7 protein-coding genes are annotated in these 6,805 nt (G+C 52.6%); all 7 read right to left on the bottom strand.

Annotated elements, in window-relative coordinates:
- Positions 1 to 51: 51 nt before the first annotated feature.
- A complete protein-coding gene (locus DW720_RS15300; RefSeq protein ID WP_107001183.1) occupies positions 52 to 1,101 on the bottom strand; it encodes a hypothetical protein in 1,050 nt (349 codons plus the stop codon).
- Between the two features lie 14 nt (positions 1,102 to 1,115).
- Entirely contained in the window at positions 1,116 to 1,829 is a 714-nt protein-coding gene (locus DW720_RS15295; RefSeq protein WP_107001184.1) for an antirestriction protein ArdA, read from the bottom strand.
- Between the two features lie 4 nt (positions 1,830 to 1,833).
- Positions 1,834 to 2,919: a DNA cytosine methyltransferase gene (locus DW720_RS15290; protein WP_107001185.1), complete on the bottom strand. Its 1,086-nt coding sequence runs from the start codon at positions 2,917 to 2,919 to the stop codon at positions 1,834 to 1,836.
- Positions 2,906 to 3,262: a hypothetical protein gene (locus DW720_RS15285; protein ID WP_009901612.1), complete on the bottom strand. Its 357-nt coding sequence runs from the start codon at positions 3,260 to 3,262 to the stop codon at positions 2,906 to 2,908. The genes DW720_RS15290 and DW720_RS15285 overlap by 14 nt, the downstream gene beginning before the upstream one ends.
- 309 nt (positions 3,263 to 3,571) lie before the next feature.
- Positions 3,572 to 4,951, bottom strand: a complete 1,380-nt coding sequence (locus DW720_RS15280) for a ParB/RepB/Spo0J family partition protein (protein ID WP_107001186.1) — start codon at positions 4,949 to 4,951, stop codon at positions 3,572 to 3,574.
- Between the two features lie 514 nt (positions 4,952 to 5,465).
- The gene (locus DW720_RS15265) at positions 5,466 to 6,146 is read right to left on the bottom strand and encodes a hypothetical protein (RefSeq protein ID WP_118522387.1); all 681 of its coding nucleotides are present in this window, start codon (positions 6,144 to 6,146) and stop codon (positions 5,466 to 5,468) included.
- A 169-nt stretch (positions 6,147 to 6,315) separates the two neighbouring features.
- Positions 6,316 to 6,805 (bottom strand): IS200/IS605 family accessory protein TnpB-related protein (locus DW720_RS15260; RefSeq protein ID WP_243099739.1); only part of this gene is annotated, 490 nt, incomplete at its 5' end.

Genomic DNA, 6,805 nt, shown 5'->3' with positions numbered 1-6,805 from the left:
CAGAAAGTAGGGCTGCCGCCCAGCAAAAATATTTGCTAATGCGACAGCCCCTTACCGCTCGGCATCCCTGCCGGACGGAGCTTTCTTTTCCGGCTCCGTCTGGACTTTTTCGCCCTGTTCCCGCATGGTCTGCAAGATAGAGGGCTTCTTTTGAAGCTGGGAGGGCTTTTCGCCGGACAGCGGCTTGATACATTCCAGCCGGTCAGCCGCCCGGATGGCGTTGTCCGTGAGCTGCCTCTGCCATGCACCCACGCTGGGAGCCCAACGAAAGCCGCTGCTTTTCAGCTCGGCCCGGGTGTCCGCGTCAGGCTTTCCGTCAAAGAACACCTGCAAGCGGTTGTCCTCCCGGTTCATTTCCACACGACCCCCATCGAACTCCCAGCCGGAAAATTCCTGCTGTGCCTGTTTGGAAAGCTGTTCGATACGGGCCTTTACCCGGCGGATCTCCGCGTTGTTGTTGGTAAGCTGGTAGCTTTCAAAGGGCCTCGGGTCGCTCCGCCAGCTTGACGCCATGCTTGCTTTCAGCTTTTCGATCTGGTCCGGCGACAGCAGCGCACAGCCATCCAGTTTGCCATGCTTGCGGTAATAGGCGTTGACCTCCTTCATAATGAGCTGGGAGCGTTCCAGCCCGTCCAGCTTCTTCTGGAGCTTTTCAATCGCTGCCGGGTCATCGGCGCTGATCCCGCCCATGCCGGTACTGCGTATCTTATCCAGCAGCCCTTGAATATACTGCCATTCCTCCATGTTGCTGTCCCGGGCCCGGTTCTGTTTTTCCTTCTTCCCCACCGGGAAATTGGCAGGTCCGGCGATCATCACAGAGGGAACCCTTGCGTCAATGGCAAAGCCCTGGTTCATGTTTTCAGCCAGCTTTCGGGCATAGGTGTCTAACAAATGGTCGATCTTCTCATGGTACATGGGGGCCACCCGGGATTTCTGCTTTTCCGCTATGGCGGCGGCCTTGTCCACCATTGCCCGGTATTCCGCCGTTGCGCTCCCTTCCTTGTAGTCGGAAAAGCTGTTCATTTCCTTTGCCCGGCGGGCGGCTCCTTCATTGATAGGGTAATAGTTGATGGTATGCACCTCCTTCATGCTTCGGGCCATGCTGGCCCGAAGTCCTACCGTTCTTCATGGGAAGGCCCCGCCTTGTCCTTTTTCGGAGCGGGCGGGGCTTCTTGAAACCGTTTGAGTGCAACGAGAATGGAGTGGACAGGTTCGGCCTTTTCAGGATAGGCAAATATCCGGTGTTCCGGCGGAATGTCCTGCGGCCCGTGGTAATACTCCTTGAAGCCCTCCGGGACTGCCGACACATATCCACCGGGAGCGAATACGCCGCCCTCGTTGATACGCACATCCCGCCCGTATGCTTCATAATCGAAGTAGTTCTGAATGTGCTCCGGTATGTCGATGGTCCCAAGCTCGTCGGCGTAAAGGCGGCCCAGCCCTTCATCATCGGAAATATCCGGGTAAAAGCGGTAAAGGTCAAGGTTCTGCGTCAGGTTTATCAAATCCTTCACGCTCCGTGTGTGGTTTCCCAAGACAAGAGCGGCTTCAAAGGTTTCCAGTCCGCCCTTATCCCGTACTTCCAGCAGGGCGTGGCCCAGCTCGTTCAGCTCGTCGATGTTCTCACATTCGTAGAGATGATCGTAGAGCCCCAGCACATCGCTGTCAAAGCTGGTAAAGAACACTTCGCTGTACCGTTTCCCGTCTATCCCGATTTTGGCAAGGGCGGCCTGCAACTCCTGTGTCGTCGTGGGGAAATGTACCGTTGTCCCTACCTCAATCCCCATCAAGGGGTACAGGGCGGTGTTGGTTATATAGGCTTCAAACATGGGCTCATTCCTCCTTTCCGGCCCGGTCAGCCAGCACCTCATAGATCCCGGCCATAATGTAATCGGCGCAAGGGAGGGCAATCGCGTTCCCCAGCGCCTTGTAGCGTTGCAGAGGCCGGATCTCCACGCCGTCCGCCCCGTACTTTGTCCAGCCCTCTGGCAGCCCCATCAGCCGTTCGCTTTCCGTTTCCGTCAGAAAACGGATACAGCCGCCCTCCGGGTCGCCCTCATACCAGAAGGCGAAGGGCGTCACGTCACTGGCTAAAAGAGTGGGAAAAGGGTCAGTTGGTAATCCGAAGCTGTTTCGGAAGGCCGTTTCTTCCTGCCTTTTTGCCGCTCCCCGCATACGGAAGCACTGAAAGGGGTGGATGACTGGTATCTGCCGCCCTGTTTCAAAAGAAGCTGTTCGATCTCCTTCGGCGGCGGCCCGCCCGCCCTCTCCGCAAGGCGGAGGAAGTGGGAGCATTGGACGGGGCTTAAATAGTATGTCTGCGGCACGTCTGCCTCCAAAATCCGCCACGACGAAAATCCGCTGCCTTCGTGCCAGCCTTCGGGTGCCTGCCCAATACTGGGCGTCCATGAGCCGCCAGCACACATCAGGCGTTCCCCCTCGCACCATTCCGGCATTTCCCCATCTTCCCGAAGGAGGCATTGGAACTTCGGTGTCCGAGAAGGCGGATAGGACGGCTCTAAAGTCCATCCGGTCATTTGTAGAAAACGCTCCCATGACGTTTTCCCAAACAGCGATAGCTGGATATAGGTTATCAGTAGCATCCCTCATTTCCTGTATGATACGAAACGCCTGATAGAACAGGCTTGATTTTGCCCCGGCAAGGCCGGAGCGGTTGCCGATCAGAGAAAGGTTCTGACAGGGGGAACCGAAGGTTATCACATGGACCGGCGGGATTTTCCCGCCGTCCACCTTCGTAATATCTCCCAAATGCGCCATATCGGGAAAGTGCCTTTTGGTTATGGAGATGGGCGCTTTTTCAATCTCGCTGGCCCAGACCGGACGGATACCGCACCGGGAAGCAGCCAGAGGGAACACGCCGATCCCGTCGAAAAGGCTCCCCAGCTTAATGTCCGGCATGGCCCGGGGTGCCGTGTCCCTTCACGGCAAGCACCCCTTCCAGCGTTGTCGCCGCAATGCCCAGCCGTCCGGCAACCGCAATATCGTTTTTCACATCCTCGTCCACAACGCTGCCGCAGACGATCAGGGTATGAGAACGCCGCAGCATATCCCGGCGCATATCAATCCCGGCCTTATGTTCCTCGGGAACGCTGTCATTCAAAAACAGCGGCAGGTACAAGAGCGGGCAGATCGGGGAAAAGCCCGCCTCATAAGCAAGGCGGCAGTAGTGAGCCGCCAGCTCCATATCAACATCCGGCTCGCCGCTCCATGCGGCGGTCAGGTACGCTAAAGGTCGTTTCATTGGTTGAGCCTCCATTTCTGTTTTGGTTTAGGGAAAAGCAAGAGTTCGCCCAATCCCTCCGCCCCTTCCCCCGGGAAGGGGAACGGCTCTGGAGAATTTATATCCCCGTCGCTTGACCGGGAAAAAGCATAACCGGGAGAAATCCGTCAAGGGTGCCTCTGGCACCGCCTGCGGCGGCGCTGCCCTTGACTGATTTTCCCGGCTATGCTACGGAATAACTGGCGACGGGGAATCATTTATATCTCCAGAGCTTCGGGGCGCGGGGCAGAGCCCCGCAATCCTCGGGCCATGCTGACCCGAAGTTTTAGCTTACTTTTCCTGTTCGGTTTTCTTCTCCGGTTTTTCGTGTTCCTTCTGCTGACCCTTCCAGTCGTCCAGCAGCTTGATGATCTGGTCCTTCATTTCCCTCGGCGTAGTTTCCTTGCCGAAATACTTGCTCAGTTCCGCACCTGTCAAAATCACTTTGTCTACCTCCTTTTTGTCCTCCATCATAATGCCGTCGATCACATCCCCGTTGAGCAGCTTCTTTTCGTCCAGTTCCCGCATACGCTTTGCCTGCGCCTGTGAAGGCGAGGACTGCTGGCTGTCAATGGCAACGGCGATATAGTTCTGGTTCTTCTTGCCGATATAGGAAAGCTCCACCGCCGTAGTAAAGCCCAGTTTTTTTTCATCCATCAGCTTCATCAAGTCGGGAACCAGCTCATTGAGCCGGATATACCGCTGCACCTGTTTGACCGCCATCTTATTACGCTCGGCCACAATTTCGTTGGAGCGTTTTCCTGCGTCCTTCGGGTCAATCTGGCCCGAAGTGCGGGAGCCCTGGTGCTTGATAGCCTCAAGCTGCATTTTCAAGGCTTTGGCCCGCTCACTGGGGAGGATTTCTTCACGCTGGTTGAGATTATCCTCGACCATCTGCGTGATGGCTTCATCGTCTGTCAGGTTTCGGACGATACAGGGCATATCCGCATATCCGGCAAGCTCGCTGGCTTTCTGGCGGCGGTGGCCGGACACGATCTCATAGCCGCCATCCTCACGGGGACGGACGATAGCGGGCTGGGTCACGCCCTTGTCCTTAACGCTGGACACCATAGCCCGCATTTCTTCATCGTCCCGGACTTCAAAGGGATGGTTCTTGAAGGCGTGGAGTTCGTTCAGCTTGATATAGACGATCTGCTCCTTGCCCCGGCGTGGAGCATCCTTCGGTTTTTCGGGTTCCTTCGGAGCGGGAGCGGCCTGTACCGTTGGAGCCGTTTTTTTCTCCGGTTCCTTTTTGACCGCCTTTTCCGTTTTCTGTGCGGGAGCTTTGGATTTCGAGGCTGCGTCCTTGTCCTTATCTGCTTTCGGGGGACGGCCCCGGCGCTTCGGCTGTTCCGGCTCTTTGGGTTTTTCCTCTGCTTTTTTCGGAGCCTCCGGCTGCTTTTCCGGTTTCTCCGCTTTTGCCGGGTCAGGCTTTTCCACGCCGGGAGCTGCCGCTCGTTCCTCGGCTTTCTTTTCCTTCATAATTTCAGCGAAGTTATAGACAGAAACCTGTGGGGTCTTTACCTCTGGTTCCGTCTTTTTTTCCGGCTCCGGGGAAACGGAAACCTTCTCCGACTCTTTTGGGGGATTAGGCGGTGTTTCCTTGCCCGGCCCGCTATCCGTTACCGGCTGTTCCGGCGTTTTTGTGGTTTTATCATCTGCCATAAGCATTTACCTCCTGTTTTTTGGCATGAAAAAAGGGGCTCAACTTTTCAGTCAAGCCCCCGTGGGAAGTTCCTCCTTTCTCCGCCATGATACAAAAATACCGCCCGTAGTCTCGTTTGGGCGGTACTTTGTGTAAGATTGGCAGTCCATTATTAAGTTTTTTATTATGTTCCCTTTGTACACCGTTGCAACTATTGACATAGCATCAAAAAAGAAGCCCACCTACAAATCGTATACGATTATAGTAAGCGGGCTGATCAACATTATGCTTCTTTCAGTTTCTCAACCACTACTTTACATCTCTTTTTGTAAAAAGCGATGCCATAAAGCATTATATTATGGCGACCATCATTTTTCAGATACTCAGAATACCTTCGATCTCTGATTTGCTTGAGCGCTCTTTCACAGGTCTTATCTAATCCTGACACTTCCTTGGAATGCTTAAATTCAAAGATAATGCCATTATCCGGATTTTGCGGTTCAATGATAATATTAGCATATGTATAACCAACCGCCGCACCTATTCCTTAAACTTTTCCAAAATATTCCTAACTTCATCCACATCTATTTTCATCTGTTCTGCAATCTGGTTTTCTGTATATTTATCTCGATATAATCTATAAATTCCAAACACTCGTTCTTCACCCTGCTTCTGACCTTCCTTTAATCCTTCCTTCTTACCTTCCGCATACTCTGCCTTCCGAATCAATTCCTTTTCCCGTTTCTCATCATATTCGAAAATACACACCTCTATCGCCTCCGTTCGATTCTTTCTCAGGAAATCAGCCAGTATATTTTCCTCAATACATTCCGTCACAGCCTGCTCTGCCGCCCGGTTTATGTCCTTATACTCTGCCGCATATTTACGAATCTTGTCAACCAGAAGCATATACTCTTTCAACAGGCAGCAAGTTTCCAAAATCCTCTGTTTTTTATCCAGATTAATATTCAATACCTTCACTATCAATTCCAGCTCTGGTTCATCCGCCTTCTGGCAGAATGAATGTGACAGTTTCAGAACACTTTCCGCTTCCCGCTCCTCTTCTCCATTGTAAAATACAACAAAGTGTGGGGTCGGCAATTCTACCAGCGTTGACGCATACAGCGTTTGATTCCGAATGAGCATCTGGTATTCTTTCGTCACATAAATCAGAAAACGCAGCGGCATATTCGGATTCCAGGTTGACTGATGTTCATACAAAGTGAACCTCACATGGCTAAAGTCACGTGCTTCTCAGCCGTTTTAAACGGCAAGACTAAATATCGGCGGATACGCCAGTAACTTAGAATTTGTGCGGATACGCACTTTTCCCATGCCGGATACGGCTGGTTTCCACATTACAGGTAGTCCGCTGTATATCTGCCTGCGTTTATGCCGCTTTTAAATTGTTTACTTCTACATAAAGCTTTCTTAAATCTGCATAAACACATGAGGTTCTACGCTTCACTGCAGGTACTTTTGCCTCCAGTGAAGACCTTCCCGTTTCCGGCAAGGGTTTTAAAAGTTCCCGTATAAAATATCTCGCTCCAATATTATAGGATGCTGACAGGTCGCAGTTGTACTGTTTTCCCGTCCGGAAGGTACATAGGCTATGGTTCTCCTGATTTCTTACTACCGCTCCGCTTCCGTCACAGGCCAGCCTGCTGGTGTTCCGGGCACTGACCCTGGACACACGAATTCTGTTCCGATGTGCCTGATGTTCACACAGTTTCTGAATATCCCGCTTTCTCCATAAATGAAGCTTTTGTTTCTTTTTTCCGGATATTTTTCCCTGCATTTCCAGATACTCAAAAACAATTACATCTGCCTGATACTCTGCGGCATATTTCGTGATCTCCGCAGCTATTTTGCGGGACAGC

It is taken from the genome of Clostridium sp. AM27-28 (assembly GCF_003480955.1).
GTDB classification, from domain to species: Bacteria; Bacillota; Clostridia; order Lachnospirales; family Lachnospiraceae; genus Otoolea; species Otoolea fessa.
This window is presented reverse-complemented; position numbering and strand designations above follow the sequence as displayed.